The following is a 20,850-nucleotide window of genomic DNA, read 5'->3' as shown; positions in this document are numbered from 1 at the left end:
TACCTTAAAAAGGCGGCCACAGCCGTCTGTAAACACACAAAGTAATGGCTCAGGTTGCCCAGGCCCGATCACCTTTTTTATACGGTAAATTACCATCATAACGGCCCGGTATAGCAACATAGCGCAGTACTTCTGTAGCTCCTACTTTCGAGGTAAAAAACACCATTAACGTCAGCTGTTTTATCAGAATAAAATAGTGCGGTAACGGGTTGTTTATACTTTGCTTTGCCTGCTGATCCAGCGTAGTCAGCAACTGGTGCTTTTGTGCGGCGCTCAGTTGCATAAAGTCTTTGCCAAACTGTTGTTTTGCCAAATTTTTTATTGTTTTTAAGCCGTCAAAAAATACCGTCTGGTATTTCAGCTCATAGCAATCTGCTACCATCACTGCCATCATGGCACCACAAGCCGCATCTTTGGCACCGGGCGTAGTGGTCTTGGGCAAAATGGTTTCGGCAATTTCATCCATAAAAGCAATATCAGCTGCTGTAAACAGCGCTGTCCCGGCATCGGCTGATTTCACCCCGGCAGCCCATACATCACCACCTACCATCGCCATGCCGGTAGCGGCTGCAATCATTTTTAACAGATCACGCCTGTCCATATTACAGCTCTCCTTTTTTCAGCGCGTCTACGGCATAAGCCGCTGCACGGGCCGTTAGCGCCATATAGGTTAACGATGGATTAACACAGGAGGCTGACGTCATACAGGCACCATCAGTGATAAACACATTAGGCGCATCCCATACCTGGTTAAAGCCATTAAGCACAGAGGTTTTTCGGTCGCGTCCCATACGGGCGGTGCCCATTTCATGGATCCCTTTACCCGGGTGGCATTCTCCGTTAAAGCCTCTGACATTTTTAGCTCCGCCCGCTTCAAGAATATCGATACCATCCTGCATCATATCTTTACGCATGTTAATTTCGTTGGCTTTAAGCTCTGCGTCCATTGCTAATACGGGTAAGCCCCATTTATCTTTAACTGTGCGGTCTAACGAAATTTTATTACTGTGATCCGGTAAAATTTCACCAAAGCCACTCATGCCGATAGTCCAGGGGCCTGGCTCTGCCAGCGCGTTTTTCAAATCGGCACCAATACCTACTTCTGCAACATTTCGTTGCCAGCCCTGCCGGCTGGCCGCGCCCTGATAACCAAAACCACGCAAGTAATCACGTTTATCAGTGCCCCAGTTACGAAAACGCGGAATATAAAAACCGGTAGGACGACGGCCAAAATAGTATTTGTCGTCAAAACCTTCTATTTCACCAAAAGCCCCGGCGTTTAAGTGGTGGTCCATCACATTGTGGCCCAGCTCACCGCTGCTGCTGCCTAAACCATCTTGCCAGATATCGGTGGCGGAATTCATCAGCACCCAGGTAGAGTTAAACGCTGATGCATTTAAAAACACAATTTTACTGGTAAATTCATAGGTTTGATTGGTTTCGCTGTCCAACACCTCAACACCACGGGCGCGTTTTTTATCTTTGTCGTATAGCACTTGAGTAACAATAGAAAACGGCCGCACGGTTAAATTGCCGGTTTTCAGCGCTACAGGCAACGTAGCAGACTGAGTACTGAAATAAGCGCCAAACGGGCAACCCAGCCAGCATTTATTGCGGTACTGGCAATTCACCCGGTTTTGTTCCGGTTTTGGCTGTGAAATATTAGCGGTACGGCCACAGATCAGATGCCGGTTGCCATCAAAAGCTTTTTTCAGCCGTGCAGCCACGGCCTGCTCTACTACATTAAGCGGAAAAGCCGGCAGGTACTGGCCGTCTGGCAATACATCCAGGCCGTCGCGGTTGCCGGAGATACCGGCAAAACGTTCAACATAGTCGTACCATGGCGCGATGTCGGCATAGCGGATTGGCCAGTCTACTGCTATGCCTTCGCGTAAATTAGCTTCAAAATCAACTTCGTTTAAACGGTAACTCTGGCGCCCCCATAACAACGAGCGCCCGCCCATATGGTAACCACGAAACCAGTCAAAACGCTTTATTTCGACATAGGGCGAATCCTGATCGCTGGCCCACATGCCGTAGGTGCTTTCATTTAGCGGATAATCCCGCTTAAGCACCGGGTGCAGGGCTTTCATTTTTTCTGTTGGTCTGTCGCGGTGCGGAAAGTCCCACGCTTCTTTATGGGCGTTGGTGTAGCCTTTGATATGTTCAATATCGCGGCCACGTTCTAATAATAATACTTTCAGGCCTTTTTCGGTCAGCTCTTTGGCGGCCCAGCCGCCGCTGATACCGGAGCCAACCACTATGGCGTCGTAATGATTTTGCGCAACTGTCATGCTGTTGCCCCCTGTTGAAACCTCATACCCTGATTTACGTCAGAGACAAAGTACTATTTTCATTATAATTGGCAAAACGGTCTGGCCGTTTTGTCCCGCTTTAAACGTCACAAATAGCAATAGCCTGGGCCAGCGACTGTACTCTGCCGGCTTTGGTTTTTGCTGTGGGTATAAATTCCTGCGCCAGATAGCCGGTAAAGCCGGTGTCCCGGATGGCTTTGGCTATGGCGGCATAGTTCAGTTCCTGCGTATCATCAATTTCGTGGCGCCCCGGTACGCCCGCAGTGTGATAGTGGCCAAAATACTGGTGGTTATTGTTAATAGTACGGATAATGTCACCTTCCATAATTTGCATATGGTAGATGTCATACAACAGCTTAAAATTATCTGAGTTCAGCCGTTTACACAGTTCAATGGCCCAGGCTGAGCTGTCTGCCAGATAATCAGGATGATCCACCTTGCTGTTAAACAGCTCCATTTGCAGCACCACACCGCGTTTTTCTGCCTGTGGCAGTATTTGTTTTAACCCCTGCACGGCATGTTGTAATGCGGTTTCTCTGTCCATACCGCGGGCATTGCCGCTAAAGCAAATCAGGTTTTTGTAACCTGCCTCTGCCACTAAATCTATATGCTTTAAGTAACGCTCTGTTAGCTGAGGATGAAATTTGGGATCTGACCAGCCATCTTCCAGATTCAGCTCTGCACCGTTACACATAGAGCTGTCAACGCCATGCTTTTTTAATACCGGCCAGTCTTGCGGCCCGACTAAATCTATTGCAGTAAAACCTAACGATTTAACCAGTAAACACAGCTCTTCTATTGATAAATCACCGTATGTCCAGCGGCTGACCGAATGGCGGATATTGCCTTTAAGTGCACCACTGACCGGCGCAGCCTGCACTGCACCGCTTAACAATAAACCTGAACCCAATACCGAAGCGCCAAGTGCACCGGTGGCCAGTTGTTTTAACAGTTCGCGGCGGGCTAATTGCTGCTTCATCGTGCTGATCCTCTGCTTAACGCGGCTTGGCTGGTTTTTTAAAGGCGCTGCTCAGAAACTGACCTTAGTGCAAAACTAAAGCACCAGCAAAATGTAACGGATTACATTTTGCTGCGTCAATATAAAATCCGTTATTCACCGCAAAAATTGCACTTTATTTGCGCAACACTGCAAAAGCCACCACCAAAAAAGAGCAAAAGCACTGGCCATTTTTTTACCGGTGTCGGCTTCACTTTTGTAAAAAATTACCTTATAAATGATATCGGTTACATTAATATAAGCTGACAGGCTCCCCTAAAGGGATAGGTGCACACCGTTGAATATCCAGATAAGATCCGGGATACATTAATAAGATGAAAATTATCCATGTCCAATATTCGTGATGTAGCACAATTGGCCGGAGTGTCGGTGGCCACTGTGTCCCGTGCTTTGCAGCAACCTGATTTAGTGTCATTAAAAACCCGCACTAAAGTGCTGTCTGCCGTAAAGCAGCTTGGTTACAAACCAAACCTGATGGCGGTACGGTTTCGCTCCGGTAAAACCCGTAATCTGGTGGTGCTGGTGCCTACTGTTGCCAACGTATTTTTTGCCCGGGTGATCAGTGGCATGCAACAAGCCGCACATGACAAAGGTTATTCATTGTTGTTATGTAACACTCTGGCAGATGAAGCCATGGAGCAAAGCTATGCCCGTATGGTACATACCTCACAGGCCGACGGTTTAATTCAGTTACGGGCGCATAACCCTTTTGCCCAGTTGGAAATGAAAACCGGCAGTGTACTGCCTATGGTAAATGCCTGTGAAGTGCTGGACCGTATAGCCTGCCCTACCGTGCTGTTAGACAACCGCTCAGCCGCCTGCGCAATGACGGAACATTTACTGCAACTGGGCCACAAACGTATTGCGATGATTAAAGGCCCGGCGCGCAGCCCGCTTACCCGCGACCGGGTAGCCGGATACCGTGATGCATTAGACGCCGCCGGCGTCGCTTTTGATGAAAGCCTGTTGTATCCGGGCGATTTTACTTTGCAATCCGGCCATAAAGCCGCTACCGAATTATTGGCTTTAGCCAAGCCCCCTACTGCGGTATTTTGTGAAAACGATGAAATGGCAATAGGCGCAATACAGGGCATCAAACAGGCAGGCCTTAGTGTGCCCGGCGATGTTTCGGTAGCGGGTTTTGATGATATTTCTTTTGCTGCTTTCAGCGACCCTCCGCTGACGACAATAGCCCAACCTGCAGAAGAGTTTGGCAGCACGGCAGTTAGCCTGTTAATTGACTTACTTGACGGCCGTTTGGGTAAAGCGCCTAAAGTTATTTTACCTTTTGATCTTATTCAGCGCGACAGCACAGGCCCTGCTCCGGCAGGTTCAGGCTAACGTTAACCAGAGCAGGAGTATCTGATGTCATACAACAATTCAACCTTTAGGCAACAGCCGGAACTGCCGGATAAGCAAAAACGACAATTTTTGCAACTCGGCGCCCTGAGTCTAGGTGTAGCCGGTTTAGGTATGACAGGCCTGGGTTTAACATCGTTGCCGTTAGCAGCAACACCCGCAGCGGCTAAAGTTGTACCCGGTTTACAGTTATATACGCTGCGCGATCTGATGGCACAAAGCGTCGCCGATACATTAAAACTGGTGGCCGGTGTCGGTTATACCCAGGTTGAATTTGCCGGTTATTTTGACCAGACAGCAAAGCAGCTAAAAAACATTCTCGACAGTGAAGGCCTTAGCGCACCGTCATGTCATCAGCCGTTAGAAGCACTGCAACAAAACCTGGATGGCGTGATAGAACAAGCCTTGATAATGGGCCACCAGTATCTGGTATTGCCTTATCTGTATGAAGCACAGCGGCAAACGTTAGATCAATACAAAGCCCTGGCAGAGTTTCTGAACCAGGCAGGCGAGCGTATACAAGCCGCCGGGCTACAGCTGGCTTATCATAATCATGAGTTTGAATTTATTCAGCTGTCAGGCGCCATGCCTTACGATGTGCTGCTGAATGAAACCGACAGTAAGCTGGTGCAAATGGAGCTGGATTTATACTGGGTGATTAAAGCCGGGCTAAACCCGCTGGATTATATCGCTAAGCACCCGGGCCGTTTTCCGCTGTGGCATGTTAAAGATATGGACAGCAACGGCGACTTTGCTGACGTAGGCAAAGGCGTTATTGATTTTAAATCTATTTTTGCCAAAGCCAGCCAGGCAGGTTTAAAGCATGCCTATGTTGAGCGCGATCATACAGACAATAAAATTGAAACCATACGCCATGGTTTTAGCAGCCTGAGCTCGTTATTAGCCTGAACCTTTACTGCATAGCTATTGGTTTGTAAACCCGCTTACAACAGCCCCGCCCGTGCAAACCGGCGGGGCTTTTTTGCATTTTTTACCTGCACTTTTTATCTACACTTTTATCCGGTTCATGCAGTGGCACAACCTTTGCTCAGTAACCGTGATGAACAGCATTCTGTCTGTTGTGCGGTGCAAGGAGTTGCTGATGAGTGTAAAAAGCTTTACCCGCGGTGGTTACCCGTTAACCGAAAACTGCTTTGATGAGCTGGTTAGCAGCGACGGCAGCATCAGGCCGGTGGCGGCAGCCATTGCCCGTTTTATTGATAAACATGGCGCCACTGAGCTGTGCCAGCGACAAGAGCAGTTAAATCAAACTATTAGCGATATGGGCGTATGCTTTACGCTATACAGCGACGGCGATAATATTGACCGGGCCTGGCCGCTGGATGTTATGCCGCGCACTATCCCCAGCACCGAATGGCAAAGCACCAGTACGGGGTTAAAACAACGTTTAACCGCACTAAACCTGTTTATTGATGACTTGTACAACAAACAAAGCATCCTGAAAGACGGTGTAGTACCGGCCGATTTAGTGCTGCAATCACGCAATTACCTTGCACCATGTCAGGGCATTTCGCCCCGTTTTGGCGTTTGGGCCAATATTTGCGGCACCGATTTAGTTCGTGATGACCATGGCCGCTTTCTGGTGCTGGAAGATAACCTGCGGGTGCCGTCCGGTGTGTCTTACATGCTGGAAAACCGTACCGTAATGAAACGGGTCTTTCCGGAGCTGTTTGCTGAATCAACCATTTACCCGGTAGACGACTACCCGCATCAGCTGTGGCGTATGCTGGCTTCTCTGTCGCCGCGCCACAGCGATGTCCCCTGCATAGTGCTGCTAACGCCGGGCATTTATAATTCAGCCTATTTTGAACACAGCTTTCTGGCGCAGCAAACCGGCATTGAGCTGGTAGAGAACACCGATTTATTTGTAGAAGATGACATTGTCTATTTAAAGAAATTACACGGTAAACAGCGGGTTGATGTAATTTACCGCCGCGTCGATGATGTTTTTATTGACCCTCTGGCATTCCGGCCCGACTCAGTGCTGGGCATTGCCGGCCTGATTAAAGCCTGGGCCAAAGGCAATGTGTCTATTGCCAATGCCCCCGGCTCCGGTGTGGCAGACGACAAAGTCATTTACGCCTATGTACCACAGATTATTCAGTATTATCTGGGTGAAGCTGCGCTGATTGATAATGTTGAAACCTTTTTATGTCTGGACCCGAAGCAAAAAAACTATGTGCTGGCAAACCTGGACAAACTGGTGGTAAAACCAGCTAATGAATCAGGCGGTTACGGTATTTTAATTGGCCCGCGCTCTACTCTGGCAGAGCAGCAACAAATGGCCGAAGCCATTAAGGCCAACCCGCGTAACTTTATTGCCCAACCCACACTTAACCTGTCTACCGCGCCTACGCTGTGCGACGGTGCGCTGGAGCCACGCCATCTGGATTTACGGCCGTTTATTCTGCAGGGTAAAGAGCTGTACTGCACTACCGGCGGTTTAAGCCGGGTAGCCCTGAAGCGCGGCTCACTGGTGGTAAATTCGTCACAAGGTGGCGGCAGTAAAGACACCTGGATTATCAACGATGAGGTATAAACCATGCTACTGAAATCTGTAGATAATATGTTCTGGCTTGGCCGCTATCTGGAGCGGCTGGACGACACCGCCCGGCTGGTTAACGCCACCAGCCATCTGTTAATTGACAGCCACAAAGACACCCAGTTCAGCTGGCCGGTATTACTGGATGTGATGGGGCTGGACAGTAAAACCGCGCTGGCAAACTATCAGTTACCGCCAGACGCCACACCCGAGCAAGCCAGCATAGAATATGCCGTTATGGCGCATTTGATCAGCAACAGTGCCAGCACGGTATCAATACGGCACACCTGCAGCCAGCTTAAGTACAATGCACGTACTATCCGCCAGCTTATTCCGCGTGATATGTGGGAAGAGCTGAATAAACTCGATATCTTTCTACAGCAGCACTGCCAGCAACCAGGCGGGCGGCAGCAGCGCTATAACCTGATGACGGAAGTCAGCCGCCGCTGTCAGATGGTGGTAGGAGTGCTGGACGGCGTAATGCTGCGCAGCGACGCCTTTGACCTGTTTAATATTGGCCGCCATTTAGAGCGGGCCGATATGACAACCCGCATTATGGATGTAATGGTGCTACAACAACTGCAGCCTACGCAGATTAAGCGGCCTAAGTTTCGCTGGACTTCTATTCTGAATGCCCTTGGTGGTATAGAGTCTTATCATTATTATCTGGCACACCAAAGCGGAGATGTCGATGCCATTGATTACCTGCTGACATATGCCGATTTTCCGCGCTCTATAGCCTATTGTTTAAACCGTGTTGCTGCGTCGGCTAAAGGTTTACCGCACAGCATCAGCATTTTGCAACAGGTGCATCAACTGCAGTCGCTGTTAAAAACCGGGCCGCTGACCGAGTTATCGACAGAGCAGCTGCATCAGCTGATCGATCATATTCAGGCCGGTATTATTAACCTGCATAAAGTGATAGCCACACCGGCAGAAAACGCTGCCATAGCCCAGCTTTCAGCCTGATTAAACCGCACAGGAGCAGTATGTCAGTGAGCGTTATGCCACAGCCAATCCACGAGCAACAACACTGGCACGACTTGCCGCAATGGCGCCAGTTACTGTTTTGGTGGCAGCGCCAACCGGCACAACGCCTGCAACAGCTGTATAACGAATTACAGCACCAGTTGCGGGAAAACGGCGCAACCTTTGATCCCTGGCACCAGCAACAACGCCAGCTGGATTTAATGCCCTGGCTGATTAGTGAAACCCAGTGGCAGCAACTTGAAGCTGGTATTGCCCAGCGCCATCAGTTGTTAAATGCCATTCTGCACGATTTATACGGCCCGCAGCAGTTGTTGCAACAACAGATCATTCCGCCCGATGTGATTTATTTAAATAAAGACTACCTGCTACCCTGCAGCACTTTAGTAAACACGGCAGCCTGGCTGCCAATGCTGGCCACCGATATTGGCCGTAACAGCAACGGCCAGTTCTGTGCCTACAGCGACAACACCCAGCTACCTGCCGGTTTAGGCTATGTGCTGGAGCACCGGCTGGCATTTAATAACACCACAACTGAGCTCAACTCAGAGGTTAAAAAAAGCCAGCTGGCTGGGTTTTTCCGCCAGTTGCAACAGGTGCTGCAACACGGCCACGAGAATGGCAGCGAGCATAAACTGGCCGGCTTGCTCACCCACAACAAACGTGACGCAGCTTATTTTGAGCACGCCTTTTTAGCCAACTACCTTGATATTGCGCTGGTGCAGGGCGCAGATCTGATGTTTAAAGACGGCAGGCTGTGGCTAAAAACCCTCAGCGGCCTGCAGCCACTGCAAAGCCTGCTGCGCTACTTACCGGACAGCAGTTGTGATCCGCTGGAATTAGAGCCCGGCAGCAGTGGCAGCGCAGGCTTATTGCAAAGCATCCGGCAAAAGCAGTTATTATGTGTTAACCCGCCCGGTACTGCCCTGCTCGACTCCGGCGCGCTACTGCCGTTTTTACCGCAGTGCTGTGAATTTTTGCTACAGCAACCCTTATTGCTACCAACCGTACCGGCACTGTGGTGCGGTAACACCAGCCAGTTGGCCCAGGTACAAAGCAGCAGCCACAACTATTGCCTGCAGCACCTGCTAAGCGCACAACAATGGCAACTGGCCGGGCTGACAGCGGCTGAACAGGCTACCTTATGGCAGCAGGTAGCCCAGCAACCCGCCGCCTATATTGCCCGCCAGTTGTTACCGCTAAGCCAGCTACCCTGTTGCGATAAAAACGGCGAATTACAACCGCGCTTAGGTGTACTGCGTATTTTTAGCCTGCTGACTGATCGCGACGCCGGCCAGGCTGAAGTCGCTGTTATGCCTGGCGCACTTGGCCGGGTAAGTACCGACAGCCATAAGCTGCAACACGCTGACAGAGCCGGTTTCAGCGCCGGTTTTACTGCCAAAGACGTTTGGGTGCTGGCCAATAAAGCCCATGCTGTCAGCTTGCTGCAAAGTGCTAAACACCAGGTTACGTTGTCGCGTCAATCCGGTTTATTACCCAGCCGGGTGGCCGACCATTTGTTCTGGCTGGGCCGTTATAATGAGCGGCTTAACCTGATTTGCCGTGCCCTGCGGGCCGCACTGACACTGCTAAATAACGATAATGCCGGCGATAGCACCCAGCAGGATGCGCGCTGTCTGCTGAGTTTTTGCTTACACGCCAACAGCAGCACGGATGACGGCGCCGGATACGCTTTACCGGGCCTGCAACCGGCACTGGATAAACTGTTCAGTGCCGCTAACCCTACCGGTGTGGTAGCTATACTGAAAAACCTGCTGTACAACGCCCAGTCGGTTCGTGAATACTTTGGTGAAGATACCTGGTACGTACTGGATAAACTGCAAAACGCTATCTACCAGTGGCCGGCACAGCCACAATGGCAACAACCGGCAGCCTTGTTGCGCACGCTGGATGAAATAGTTTTGCTGCAAACCGCTATTTACGGCCTGAACAACGAAACCATGAGCCGTACCCAAACACTGCGTTTTATGGATCTCGGGCAACATTTAGAGCGGGCCCAGCAAAGCTGTAGCCTGCTGCAGGCGGTGTTTGCCAATATCCCGCCAAGTGATGCACTGATGGAAGCCCTGCTGCGCCTGGCCGATACATTAATGACCTACCGGCGGCGTTACCATACAGAGTTACACCCGTTAGCCATTATGGACTTGCTGCTACTGGACGACAGCACACCGCGTTCTGTCAGCTATCAGTGTGCCCGTTTACTGCGCCAGACTGAAAAACTGCCGGCACTGCATAATGACAGCAACCTGAGCCTGAGCCGTGAACAGCGCCTGGCAATGGAACTGGTGACACTACTACAACAAATTGACCTGCAACAGCTGTTTGACGCACAGCAGCATGCCCTGCCCGGCCTGAGTTTACAGTTGCACCAACTGCAGCAAACGCTGCGCCAGCTGTCAGATAGTGTAACCTTGTCTTACTTTAATCATGCTGATTTAAGCAGCCAGTGGCAGAGTTTTTAATGAGATATCAGCTGATCCACCAAACCGAATACCGTTACGCCCAGCCAGTGGCCAACAGCTACAACCTGGCCTGGTTAACCCCCCGCCAGCTGCCGTACCAACAGGTAGAGCACAGCAGTGTAAGCGTAACCCCGGCACCATCGTTGATACAACAACGCAGCGACAGCTTTGGCAATACCCAACACTTTATTCATGTACAGCCCCCACATAAACAACTCAGCGTAACCTCCCGCAGCACACTGCAGGTTATGCCGCGGCATAATATTTTAAAAATACGCGATGCCACCGACAGCAACGGGCTCTTTGCCCACTTACGCCAGCATACCGATGCAATAACCCTGGAGGCCTTGTTGTGTCAGCATGCCAGCCGGATGATCCCGCTGCTGCCCGCCGCTGAAGCGTTAATCATGCCATTAGTGCAACCCGGCCAGAATATACTGCAACTGGCACAGGCCCTGAACCAGCTGATATTTAACGAGTTTCAGTACGATCCGGAATTCAGCACGGTAGTGACGCCCTTATCTGAGGTACTGGCACATAAAAGAGGTGTCTGTCAGGATTTTGCCCAACTGGCGATCAGCTGCCTGCGCTGCCTGGGTATACCGGCACGTTACGTCAGTGGTTATCTGCAAACCCGCCCTCCCGAGGGGCAACCGCGTTTGGTTGGTGCCGATGCCTCACATGCCTGGTTTGCCGTGTTTGAGCCCACGCTGGGCTGGATAGACTTTGATCCAACCAATAATATTCTGGCCGACGAGCAGCACCTGACATTGGCCTGGGGCCGCGATTACGCCGATGTAGTACCGCTAAAAGGCTTACTGCACGGCAATGGCGAGCATCAGCTTAGCGTAGCAGTAGATGTGGTGCCGTTGGCTGAATAAGCTCAGCCAGCATCATTATTGGCCGCCACACTGCGCAACCAGCGATAACCCAGCCAGGCCGCAGCCAGAATATAAGGCATTGCGCCGGGCACCCACATCAGCAAACCGGCCAGTTGCTGATCACTGAGCTCATGTGTCGGATAATACAATAAGCTGTCGGCAAAGGTCAGAATTGCACCGAGAAAACCGGTATGCATCAGCGTAAATAACAGCGCCAGCAGTGCCCAGGAACGGTTACGCTCGCTGCACTGCAGCACTGCCCACCACAACATCGCAGCAGTAAACATAAAACAAATATGCTCAACCAGATGCCACCACGGATGCTCCAGCGCCAGCACATAAAAGTGCGGTGTATGCCAAAACCAGACAACAGCAGCATGCAAATAAGCCAGGCTAAGCGGGTAATGGCTGAGTTTCAGCAAAGGCTGCCAGGCCACCCGGCCCCAACGGCCGGTAATAGCTGCAAACTGAGCTAACGGCTGGCTTAGTGCCCACAGCGGTGCTATTACCACCATAAACAGCATATGCTGCACCATATGGGCGCTGGCGCTGATTTCAGCCCAGTCGTCCAACGGGCCCGTTACTGCAACAGCACACAAAATACAGCCAGAATGAAACAGCAATGCCTGCCACAATGCTGGCTGGCGCTTTACACTACCAAGCAGATACAACAGCCAGAATACTGCCAGTAACAGTATCGCAATCAGCGCGGCCCAAAATGATTCACCGTCATGTTGCAGCACGCTGTGCGCCTGTAACGGCAGGCTCAGGCTGCAGCCCGCTAACAGCCATACCCAACGGCGGCAATATAAGCACAGCTTTAAATACATGGCGCTAATACCAGCACAGGTAAGCCGCCAAACAGTGTCGCCAACGCAGCCATTACATACAAAACGGTACTGACATAGCCGATAAAGCGTAGTGTACGGCTGCCGTGCGGCACACTGTGACAATAGCGCCAGCCGCGCCAGGCCAGTAGCAGTAACAGTGTTATAACAGCTGATGTTAACCCCCAAAGCGTATAATTCAGCCAGTTGGCAGCGCCATCTTGCGGCGCAGGTGCAACAAACTGACACACCACAGATAGCCCCGCGTACATAGCAATAAACCAGATACTCCAGATACTAAACCCCAGTACCAGCTGGGCCGGGTGGCCCGGTTTCCACCAGCGCCACCAGGTCATAACACCTGCCCCCAGCCAAGCGGTAAAATAAAAAACGAGACAATACTCAGCCAGTAAACAGCCAGATAATAAAACCACAGCGGCTTAATTACCTGCGGCTCATACGGCCTGTGCTTACTGACATAACCCCGCGCTACCCTGAGTGCCTGTAACAAGGTGAGTAGCACTGCCAGACCGGCATGGCCAAGTAAATACAATAGAATAACCATGATCACCGCATCATGTGCACTGCTGGTATAGGCCAGGGGCGCCATGATAAACAAGCTCAGCAACAGTATAAAATGCGCGCTGCCGGTTATAACACACAGCCATAACTGCTGCTGCAACCGGGTGTCCCCGCCGTTCGCCAGTTGCCTGCTCAGCCGGTTAAACTGCCATAATGCAACAGTTGCCAGAGCACCGCACAGCAACAACAGTGTTACCGGCAGTGGCCCCTCTGCTGGTGCTGACCACTGCGGCGCTGCTGTCCACAGGTAAAACCAGCCAAACAGCAATGCCATAAATAAGGCGCCATTTGCCAGTAATGTCACCACCATACCCCAGCGGCCGGGGCCGTCTGTGCTCTGATCCGTCAATGGCAAAGCGGGTTTGCTGTCAGCAGGCGATGCCAACGGGGGAAGGTTAGCACCGTTGTGCCAGCTCCAGCACAGCAACAATACCAGCGCAACGAGGGCGGCAAGCAATGCCAGTGGATACCAGCGGCATAACAAACTGATACAAACAACCGCCAGTGCCAACGCACTGTACAACGGCCACCACGAGTTACCGGGCAAATGCAGTGTTTGCTCTACGCAGGCACTTACCGCCGACGTGCCCCAGTTTTCGCGACGGCCGCTGCTGGTATCGGTCATACCGCCTTCCCCGGCTGCAATACGTTGCGGCAACGCCGGGTCGTGCCACAATGGCTGGCGGCTGTTTACTACCGGCAATGAGGCAAAGTTATACTGCGCCGGTGGCATATCCAGTGCCCATTCCAGCGTATCGGCATGCCAGGGGTTAGCACTGGCGCGCTTGCCAAACCAAAAATGCAGCAGTAAATCCAGCAGCACCATGGCTACACCAATTGCCATAATAAAGCTGCCAACAGACGACAGCAGATTAAGCCAGTCCCAGCCCAGCCCGGCTTCATAGGTATAAACCCGCCGCGGCATCCCCAGCAAACCGGTCAGATGCATCAGCAAAAATGTCAGGTTAAAACCGCTGAATGTCAGCCAAAAGCCCCAGCGGCCAATCTTCTCAGACGGCATCCGGCCAGATACTAAGGGTAACCAGTAATACAAACCGGCAATAAGCGGGAAAAACATACCTCCCACCAGCACATAATGCATATGTGCCACAACAAAATGGGTGTCGTGTACCTGCCAGTTAAATGGCACCAGCGCCAGCATTACACCTGTCAGGCCACCGCAGACAAAAATCAGCAGAAAACCACAGATCCATAACATCGGCAGCCGGAACACCACCTTGCCGTACCACAGCGTTGCCAGCCAGGCAAATACCTGAATGGCTGTAGGCACCGCTACCAGCATACTGGCAACGGAAAAAAAGGCCTGCGCCAGCTGCGGAATACCCACCGTAAACATATGGTGTACCCAAAGGCCAAAACTGATAAAGCCGGTCAGAATGATGCCAATGACCACCCAACGATAACCGACAATTGGCCTGCCACTGAACACCGGGATCAGGGTAGAGACAATACCGGCCGCTGGCAGAAAAATGATATATACCTCAGGGTGGCCAAACAGCCAGAACAAGTGCTGCCATAACAATGGATCGCCGCCCGCAGCCACGGTAAAAAACGGCATACCGGCAGCCCGTTCCAGCTCCAGCAAAATACTGGCAAGAATAAGCGGCGGAAAACCAAATACAATCATCAACGCCATGACCAGAATATACCAGCAAAACAGCGGCATCCGGTTTAGTGTCATGCCTTTGGCCCGGCTGCACAAAATAGATACTGTCAGTTCAATACCGGCCGCCATGGCAGAAATTTCGACAAAAGTAATACCCAACAACCAGAAATCTGAGCCCGGCCCCGGTGAAAATTCGCTGCTGCTAAGCGGCGTATACATAAACCAACCGGACGCCGGCGCAATACCCAACAGCAGGCTAAACATAATAATAATGCCGCCAAACAGGTAACAGTAATAGCCCAGAGCGCTGATCCGCGGAAACAGCAGGTCCCGGCTGCCGGTCATTTTCGGGATCAGATATATGGCCAGGCCTTCCAGTACCGGTATAGCAAATAAGAACATCATTACGCTGCCATGCATGCTAAACAGCTGGCCATAAACACCGGCACTGATAATACTTTGTTCCGGTAAGGCTAACTGTGTGCGGAGCAACATTGCCAGTACACCGCCGATCAGAAAAAACACCATGCCGGTCACCATAAAGCGCAGGCCAATGGTGCTGTGGTTTACTGCCGCCAGGCTGCCCCAGCCAGGCAAATTAGCCCAGATCTGCGTCAGTTTATTAACATCAGCCGCTGACCGTATAGCTTTGTTCGCATCAGTCATCAGCGCTATGCTCCTTTAACCAGGTGGCAAATGCCGCTTGCTCATGTGCTATAACGCTAAACTGCATATGCGCATGGCCCAGCCCACAATATTCAGCGCACTGGCCGCGGTAAGTACCCGCCTCAGAGGCTTCAAGCCGCAGCACATTAGTACGCCCCGGCAGCATATCCAGCTTTACTCCCAGCCTTGGCACCCAAAAGGAGTGGATCACATCGGCGCTGCTTAGCTGCAGGTACACCGGGGTATTAACCGGAATATGCAGCTCGTCAGTCAGTTCGATAGCGTAGCCGGGATAATGCACCTGCCAGTACCACTGATAGCCGGTTACTTCGATTTTTAGTGCGTTGTCGTCAGCCAGCGGTAACATACGCTGGCCAACCGGAATGCCAGCAAGCAGCAGTACCATAATGCTCAGCAGCGGCAAGGCCAGCCCGCCCCAGCACAACCAGGCATTTGGCCGGGCCGACTGGCTGTTATCACCCCGGCGTTTTATCGCGTAAAACCACAGTAGCGCTACCAGCAGCAAGATCAGCGTGGCCACACCAAACATACCCCACCATAACAGCGCCACTTCGGCGGCTGCCGGGCCTTTAGGGTCCAGGCTGGAAAACGGGCCAGAGCAGCCACTGAGGTTTAACAGCAGGCCCGTTGAGCAGACAGCTGCTAAACTGGGTCGATAGCACTTTTGTTTATTAGTCTTTAACGTCAGCCGAGATGTATTATGTCGATGCAGCCTATCACCAGCCAGATTATGATTTTTGGCCACCCTTTGCACCCTGGTCTTATTCACTTCCCGGTGGCCGCCCTGATCGGGTTGATTGCCACAGATCTGGCCTTTTTGTATAGCAGTGATATGTTCTGGGCCAGGGCCAGCCTGTGGTTGGCCGGCGTTGGTGCAATCGGTGGCTGGATAGCCGGTTTGGCAGGGTTGATGGATTTGCTGCTGGTAAGCCAAATCAGACGGCTGATCACCGCCTGGTGTCATGCCATCCTGGCAGTAATGCTGCTGTCGCTGGCCACGCTGAACTGGCTGTTGCGCCTGCCGGACCCGGCCAGTGTTATTCTGCCACAGGGGCTGTATTTGTCGGTACTCTGTGGTTTGCTGATCACCGTAACCGGTTATCTCGGTGGCAGACTGGTGTATGAATACGCCGTTGGCGTCAATATCGACGACATGTTGCAACAAGATGCTAAGCCCTGATCCTGCGCCTTGATATGTCAGAGAAACCATAACAGGCTCCCCTGGCCGGGCTTAACCAGCACTACAATAATAATACCCAGCAACAACAGCAAAATAGCGGCAAACAGGCTTGTGCATTTTACGCCTATGGCCGCAGTATGATCCCGCTTGCGGTATAAAATAAGTAAGCCCGCCAGCACATGGCAAACCACCAGAGCACTAACCAGCGTAAGCTTTACCAGCAACCAGCTGTCAATATTACGGCTAACGGTAAAAATAGTTGTTCCTGACACTATAGCCAGCAGCGCTACCGGGCTGGCCAGACGGGTAAACCATAAACGGTCTATCGTATCGCCAGTACCGGCAGCTTCAGCCAATTGCGTTTGTGAATGGTGGATCAGCAACGGTAAGATCAGTAATGCAGCAGCCCAGATCACCAGGGCGCAAATATGCATAAACAACAACCAAACCATCAGCAGGTACCAACAGCATCAGGTTTAACAAAAAAAATCATAAGCGAATTGTTAACTAAGTAGTTTTTTAAGCAACAAAGTTAACCCTAGCAGATTATTTCAAATCTGCCGCTTATTAGCAGACTTTGTCAGTCTGCGTAAAATTTATACCCGGTAATCAGACAAAATAGCCACCAGTGTTTCACATTGCTGCATTAATGCCGTGCTGGTTTGCTGCGCTATTTCAGACTGCTGCGCGCTGTCTTGTGCCAACTGCCGAATTTGCCGGGTTTTCTGGTTAATATTTTCTGCTACTGTGCTTTGCTGTTCAGCGGCGCTGGCGATACCGGCATTCTGGCTTTTTATCTGATCCACCGCCGATTGCACGGCATGCAACGCACTACGCGCACCTTCGGCAAATTTAACGTTATCAGCTACGGTCAGCTTATAGCGGCTGTTAATTTGCGCAACAGAGGCAACACCGCTTTCCAGGCCGGAAATCATCTGTTTTATTTCACCGGTAGAGGCCTGCGTTCTGCCCGCCAGCGATCTGACTTCGTCAGCTACCACGCTAAAACCACGACCCTGTTCTCCGGCTCTGGCCGCTTCAATAGCAGCATTAAGTGCCAGCAGGTTAGTTTGCTCAGCGATACTGTTAATCACTTCCAGCACTTTGGCAATGTCCTGGCTGGCTTTGGTCAGCGAGTTTATCGCCTGTTCAGATTCTGCCACTGCATGCATTTGCTGCTGCGAGTTGGTTACCGTATTTTCAATAACTGTCATCACCTGCTCTGCCAGTGCAGCCACTTCCTGCGCCGCAGTTTCTGCATCCAGTGCGCCTGTTGCAACGGCATGTGAGGTGGTAGTCATTTCTTCTATCGCATTGGCAATAGCTGTGGTGTCATGGGTTTGCTGGGTAATTTTGTACAATGCCTGTTTAGCTGCCTGTTCCATGGTCACAGCAGACTGTTTCAGCCCGCCCGATACCTGCTGCACATCAACAATAGTGCGCCGCACCCTGTCCAGCAACGCATCAAAGCCGCTGGCCATAGTGCCTATTTCATCTTTACGGTCAAAGTTAAGCCGGGCGGTTAAGTCGCCCTCGCCTTCAACAATATTGGCCAAAGACGCATTTACTTTATTCAGTGGTTGAATAACCACACTGCGGGTCAGGAAAAACACCATCGCAATCAGCAAAATGCCAAATACCGCCACCAAAGCAATCAGCGAGCGCAATGTTTGCCATACCAGGCCATTTCTTTCAGTTTCGGAATACACCAGATGTACTTTGTAGCCCCATGGGCTAAATTCCAGCGTTTGTTGCTGCCAGCCATCGTTTTGCCCGGCCAGAATTTGCTGTACGGCATCAGCGGCAATGTTGTCGGAATTTACCCGCACTTTGCCGCTGCGATCTTCAATAGCCACAAAGCCCTGCGTTAACAAGCGGCTTTGCATTACTATGCGGTTTAACGCTTCTAAATCAGCCCGGTAACCCACATAACTGATACCAATAACATTATTGCTGCCGTCTGTTATGGGTTCGTACCCGGTAACAAAAGGGTTACCCAGAATATCCACTACGCCATAAAACGCCGTACCACGGCGGATGGCAGCAATAGCCAGGCCGTTAGGGTCCAGTACTGTGCCGATGGCTCTGTTATTGTTGGTAATTACGTTGGTAGAAATACGCACAAAGTCGTTGTTGTCACGGCTGAATAAGGTGGCGGTACCGCCCATAACACCGGTAACGGCATCGACCAGTTCAAAGCGGTTTGCCTGACCGGTGCCATTAAATAGCAGATCATTTACGCTGCGCCCTGCCACCTCTACCGGCGGGCCAACACTTACAGCTCCACTTTCGGCAATGCGCTGATTAAGCAAACGCATACTGCTTTTTACCTGCGCCTGCATCAGGTTATCGGTCAGGGTTAGCAGTGCCACTATCTCGCCACCCAGTTGCTGGCGCTCGCGCTCAAGTTGCTGTGTTAACCTACTGGCTTCACGCCCGGAGATAAGGGCAATGACAATAGCAGCTATGACAACAACCAGGCAGGTTAACCAGACAATAAAGGTTTTTTGTAATGTCATAACTTAGCCCTTTTAGTGTATTAGTGTGTTATCAGGGTTGTATCAGCACCGGATATTTCAGGTACTGATTATCGTAAAACGGCATTTGCCGGTAAAACCAGTTATAGCGTTCGCGCGGGTTATTGCGCAGCGCTTCATCTTTAGCCAGTGCCTGCTCAAACTGTTGCTGCAATTCGGGTTGCTGGGCCAGCATCCGCTCTATCAATGGCTCTATGGCATAGGGTTCAAAATACTCGGTACGCTCAAACATACCGGGAAAAAAGCCCCAGCTAAAGAATGAATCCGGTGCACCAGGTTCCAATAAAGCGACCGCCAGGCGGCCTAACTGTTGGTCGGTGTTCACTTTTACCCAACCTGCGCCCAGATTGCGGCTGACACTGCTGCGGCTAAAGCTGACGTCCTGCAACATAAAGCGGCCCTCAAACGGCTTTGCCGCAAATTGGTGTGCGGTAACACTGAGCTGCTGCAGGGTGACTTTTTCAGCCTTTTCCAGCACCGTTAATTCAATACCATGCAGTTTTAACCGCTCTATCACCGTATGCTGCTCAGGTGGCAACCAATAGGCTTTGGGTATGATAATTTCGTTTTCTGCGACCTTATCCCAGTACACCGGTAGTTTTTCATACAGTGTTGGCTGTCCTGTCCAGGCAACATAGCTATCACCGCTGATAGCCGATTGCTTTAGCTGATAACTGATACCTTTAAAATCGATATAGTCCGGCTGCTCGCTGGCAGTATAGCTTAGCGCCATGCGCCGCGGCCGGGCCTGTAAATCGGCCTGACGGGCCAGAATAAGGGCTTTACCCTGTTCATTTAGCAGTTTCAGGCTTTGCTCCAGCAATATGTAGGTGCCCAACACCCGCTGGCGGTAAGGTTTTAAGCTGTGGTTTTCTACCAGTACTGTCGGTAAATGGCGCGCATCGCCATAACCGTTAGAATAGCGCGGGCTGGCGGTCCAGCCACTTATCCCTTTGCTGAAGTCTTTACTGTCAATGCCAAACACCAGCGGGCCGGGAATATGCCCGGCTTGCTCCAGTGCGGCGTTTACGGCCGGGCGATATACCCGCGCTAACCAACTGGCTCCATTGGGGCTTAAGGCAGCAAAAGGCTCGTTAAAACCATAGGTAATGTCGTACTGGTAGTCTTCGCCGTCTGTAACATGAATATCAATATATAAATCGGGCTGGTAGCGGTTTATTACCCCCAGCAACGCCTGCATTTCCGGCGCATCAGCTTTGGCGTAATCGCGGTTTAAATTCAGGTTTTGTGCGGTAGCACGCCAGCCTTGTTGTAACGGGCCGCGCTGGTTCATGCGGTTATATAACGAGCGCCGTTCATGGCCGTCCGCAGACAATACCGGAATAAATAACAAGTCGGCACTGGCCAGTAAATGGGCTTTATCGCCTTGGGTAATATCGCGCAGTAACATTAAGCCGGCATCTTTGCCATCAATCTCACCGCTGTGAATACCGGCCTGCACCAACAGCAAAGGCCGGTCCGGGTTTTGCGCAACTTTATGCAATGCTTTACTGGCTTTAACCAGATACAAAGGCCGGCCCTGTGCACTACGGCCAAATTGCTCCAGCTCCAGCAACTCTGAGCTGTCAACCAGCTTACGCAGGTAAGCCAGGGTGGCGCTGTAATCAGGGCTGTCAGTCAATTCTGTCAGTTCGGCCGGGGTAACCCAGGGGGCATTCCTGGCTTTTATTAAACTCTCGCTTGCGCCACTCCAGGCAGGTAGTGGCGGCAACCAATCAGCGGCCGGTAACTGAAATGGCAGTGCTACGCTGCCGGCTAGTACTACGGCTAAAAACCTGTTCAT

General features: G+C 51.4%; 17 protein-coding genes. 7 read left to right on the top strand and 10 right to left on the bottom strand.

Going from position 1 to position 20,850, the window contains the following annotated elements; translation table 11 throughout:
- Positions 1-49: 49 nt before the first annotated feature.
- From J3B89_RS10145 to J3B89_RS10135, 3 genes are all read right to left on the bottom strand, one after another.
- Positions 50-601 carry a gluconate 2-dehydrogenase subunit 3 family protein gene (locus J3B89_RS10145; RefSeq protein ID WP_215397418.1) on the bottom strand — a complete coding sequence of 184 codons (552 nt, stop codon included), beginning with the start codon at positions 599-601 and terminating at the stop codon, positions 50-52.
- 1 nt (position 602) lies between these two features.
- Positions 603-2,294: a GMC oxidoreductase gene (locus J3B89_RS10140; protein ID WP_215397416.1), complete on the bottom strand. Its 1,692-nt coding sequence runs from the start codon at positions 2,292-2,294 to the stop codon at positions 603-605.
- 100 nt (positions 2,295-2,394) lie between these two features.
- Positions 2,395-3,294, bottom strand: coding sequence for a hydroxypyruvate isomerase family protein (locus tag J3B89_RS10135; RefSeq protein ID WP_215397414.1), 900 nt, complete (start codon positions 3,292-3,294; stop codon positions 2,395-2,397).
- A 366-nt stretch (positions 3,295-3,660) separates the two neighbouring features.
- Between J3B89_RS10135 and J3B89_RS10130 the strand changes: the two genes are divergently transcribed.
- The 6 genes from J3B89_RS10130 to J3B89_RS10105 all read left to right on the top strand — a co-directional run bounded on the left by J3B89_RS10130 (position 3,661) and on the right by J3B89_RS10105 (position 11,606).
- Positions 3,661-4,674 carry a LacI family DNA-binding transcriptional regulator gene (locus tag J3B89_RS10130; RefSeq protein WP_215397412.1) on the top strand — a complete coding sequence of 338 codons (1,014 nt, stop codon included), beginning with the start codon at positions 3,661-3,663 and terminating at the stop codon, positions 4,672-4,674.
- Positions 4,675-4,698: 24 nt separating this feature from the next.
- Positions 4,699-5,601 carry a sugar phosphate isomerase/epimerase family protein gene (locus J3B89_RS10125; RefSeq protein ID WP_215397411.1) on the top strand — a complete coding sequence of 301 codons (903 nt, stop codon included), beginning with the start codon at positions 4,699-4,701 and terminating at the stop codon, positions 5,599-5,601.
- 193 nt (positions 5,602-5,794) lie between these two features.
- Positions 5,795-7,252 (top strand): circularly permuted type 2 ATP-grasp protein, encoded by a 1,458-nt coding sequence (locus J3B89_RS10120; protein WP_215397409.1) that lies wholly within the window; start codon positions 5,795-5,797, stop codon positions 7,250-7,252.
- 3 nt (positions 7,253-7,255) lie between these two features.
- Positions 7,256-8,224 (top strand): alpha-E domain-containing protein, encoded by a 969-nt coding sequence (locus J3B89_RS10115; RefSeq protein WP_215397407.1) that lies wholly within the window; start codon positions 7,256-7,258, stop codon positions 8,222-8,224.
- A gap of 20 nt (positions 8,225-8,244) precedes the next feature.
- Positions 8,245-10,725 (top strand): circularly permuted type 2 ATP-grasp protein, encoded by a 2,481-nt coding sequence (locus J3B89_RS10110; RefSeq protein ID WP_215397405.1) that lies wholly within the window; start codon positions 8,245-8,247, stop codon positions 10,723-10,725.
- Entirely contained in the window at positions 10,725-11,606 is an 882-nt protein-coding gene (locus J3B89_RS10105) for a transglutaminase family protein (RefSeq protein WP_215397404.1), read from the top strand. The genes J3B89_RS10110 and J3B89_RS10105 overlap by 1 nt, the downstream gene beginning before the upstream one ends.
- Before the next feature lie 2 nt (positions 11,607-11,608).
- Here the strand turns inward: J3B89_RS10105 and J3B89_RS10100 are convergent, their stop codons facing one another.
- Genes J3B89_RS10100 through coxB form a run of 4 tightly spaced genes read right to left on the bottom strand, consistent with a single transcriptional unit; the run spans position 11,609 to position 15,909 of the window.
- The gene (locus tag J3B89_RS10100) at positions 11,609-12,436 is read right to left on the bottom strand and encodes a cytochrome c oxidase assembly protein (RefSeq protein WP_215397403.1); all 828 of its coding nucleotides are present in this window, start codon (positions 12,434-12,436) and stop codon (positions 11,609-11,611) included.
- Positions 12,427-12,789, bottom strand: a complete 363-nt coding sequence (locus tag J3B89_RS10095; RefSeq protein WP_215397401.1) for a hypothetical protein — start codon at positions 12,787-12,789, stop codon at positions 12,427-12,429. The genes J3B89_RS10100 and J3B89_RS10095 overlap by 10 nt, the downstream gene beginning before the upstream one ends.
- Positions 12,786-15,308 (bottom strand): cytochrome c oxidase subunit I, encoded by a 2,523-nt coding sequence (gene ctaD, locus J3B89_RS10090; protein WP_215397399.1) that lies wholly within the window; start codon positions 15,306-15,308, stop codon positions 12,786-12,788. Before ctaD ends, J3B89_RS10095 begins: the two co-directional genes overlap by 4 nt.
- Complete coding sequence (coxB, locus tag J3B89_RS10085; protein ID WP_285895606.1) at positions 15,301-15,909, bottom strand: cytochrome c oxidase subunit II; 609 nt, start codon at positions 15,907-15,909, stop codon at positions 15,301-15,303. Before coxB ends, ctaD begins: the two co-directional genes overlap by 8 nt.
- Before the next feature lie 120 nt (positions 15,910-16,029).
- Between coxB and J3B89_RS10080 the strand changes: the two genes are divergently transcribed.
- A complete protein-coding gene (locus tag J3B89_RS10080) occupies positions 16,030-16,509 on the top strand; it encodes a DUF2231 domain-containing protein (protein WP_251372330.1) in 480 nt (159 codons plus the stop codon).
- Positions 16,510-16,526: 17 nt separating this feature from the next.
- Here J3B89_RS10080 and J3B89_RS10075 read toward each other — a convergent pair whose 3' ends face one another.
- The 3 genes from J3B89_RS10075 to J3B89_RS10065 all read right to left on the bottom strand — a co-directional run bounded on the left by J3B89_RS10075 (position 16,527) and on the right by J3B89_RS10065 (position 20,850).
- Entirely contained in the window at positions 16,527-16,961 is a 435-nt protein-coding gene (locus J3B89_RS10075; RefSeq protein WP_215397398.1) for a HemJ family protein, read from the bottom strand.
- Between the two features lie 144 nt (positions 16,962-17,105).
- Entirely contained in the window at positions 17,106-19,028 is a 1,923-nt protein-coding gene (locus tag J3B89_RS10070) for a methyl-accepting chemotaxis protein (protein ID WP_215397397.1), read from the bottom strand.
- A gap of 31 nt (positions 19,029-19,059) precedes the next feature.
- Positions 19,060-20,850 carry a M14 family metallopeptidase gene (locus J3B89_RS10065; protein ID WP_215397396.1) on the bottom strand — a complete coding sequence of 597 codons (1,791 nt, stop codon included), beginning with the start codon at positions 20,848-20,850 and terminating at the stop codon, positions 19,060-19,062.

This window comes from Rheinheimera oceanensis (assembly GCF_018831085.1).
Classification (GTDB): domain Bacteria; phylum Pseudomonadota; class Gammaproteobacteria; order Enterobacterales; family Alteromonadaceae; genus Alishewanella; species Alishewanella oceanensis.
This window is presented reverse-complemented; position numbering and strand designations above follow the sequence as displayed.